Annotated in this window: 1 protein-coding gene; it reads left to right on the top strand. The window is 67.1% G+C overall.

Annotated features, from left to right (window positions below):
* Positions 1-68: 68 nt before the first annotated feature.
* A protein-coding gene (locus ACRYR7_RS25520; RefSeq protein WP_432575194.1) for an IS3 family transposase occupies positions 69-1,246 on the top strand; the annotation gives its coding sequence in 2 pieces (ribosomal slippage) (positions 69-353 and positions 356-1,246; 1,176 coding nt in all).
* Positions 1,247-1,277: the final 31 nt, after the last annotated feature.

The following is a 1,277-nucleotide window of genomic DNA, read 5'->3' as shown; positions in this document are numbered from 1 at the left end:
GGGTCTGCTGCACTGATCGGTGACAACCGAGGTGGCTTGCCCGCAGGGCAGCCTGGAAGGATGTCGCTGTGCCCAAGCCCTACCCCCGCGAGTACCGAGACGACGTCGTCCGCGTCGCCCGGGACCGCGATCCCGGCGTGACCCTGGAGCAGATCGCGGCCGACTTCGGCATCCACGTCATGACCTTGTCGAAGTGGATGCGCCAAGCCGACGTCGACGCCGGCGTCAAGCCCGGCATCACCAGCAGCGACAACGCGGAGTTGCGGGAGGCGCGGCGACGGATCAAGCTGCTGGAGCAGGAGAACGAGGTCCTGCGCCGCGCTGCGGCCTACCTCTCCCAGGCCAACCTGCCGGGAAAAGGCTCCACCCGCTCGTGAGCGAGCTGGCCGCCGTCGGGATCCCCGTGGCGGTGACGTGCCGGGTGCTTAAGATCGCTCGCCAAGTCTACTACCGCTGGCTCGCCGAGCCGGTCACCGACGCGGAGCTGAGCGAGGCCTACCGCGCCAATGCCCTGCACGATGCTCACCGCGACGATCCCGAGTTCGGCTACCGCTACCTGCACGAAGAAGCCACCGAGGCCGGTCAGATCATGGCGGCGCGCACCGCGTGGCGGATCTGCTCGGACAACCAGTGGTGGAGCGCATTCGCCAAGCGGCGCAGCAAGAACGGCCAGCGACCCGGCCCGCCGGTCCACGACGACCTGGTGCGGCGCAACTTTACCGCTACCAGGCCCAACGAGCTCTGGCTGACCGACATCACCGAACACTGGACCGCCGAGGGCAAGCTCTACCTCTGCGCGGTCAAAGATGTGTTCTCCCGCCGCATCGTGGGGTACTCCATCGACTCCCGAATGCAGTCTCGGCTGGCCGTGCGTGCGTTGGCCAATGCCGTTGCGCGGCGGCAGGTTGAGGGCGCCATCGTGGATGGTTGCCGGGTTCACAGCGATCGAGGATCGCAGTTTCGATCAAGGAAATTTCTCCACGCCCTGGCCCGCCACGGCTTGGTCGGGTCGATGGGACGTGTCGGTGCCGCCGGGGACAACGCGGCCATGGAGAGCTTCTTCGGACTGCTGCAGAACAACGTCCTGGACCGCCGGCAATGGTCGACCCGGGAGGAGCTTCGGATTGCGATCGTGACCTGGATCGAGCGGACCTACCACCGCCGTCGTCGGCAGAGCGGACTGGGCCGGTTGACCCCCATCGAGTACGAGACCATCATGACCTCGCCGGCCAGCCTGGCCGCGTGACGTAGCTGTCACCGATCAGTGCAGCAGACCC

The organism is Kineococcus gurbantunggutensis, from assembly GCF_050871925.1.
GTDB lineage: Bacteria > Actinomycetota > Actinomycetes > Actinomycetales > Kineococcaceae > Kineococcus.
Note: the sequence above shows the minus strand (reverse complement) of the source record. Positions and strands in the feature narration are given on the sequence as shown.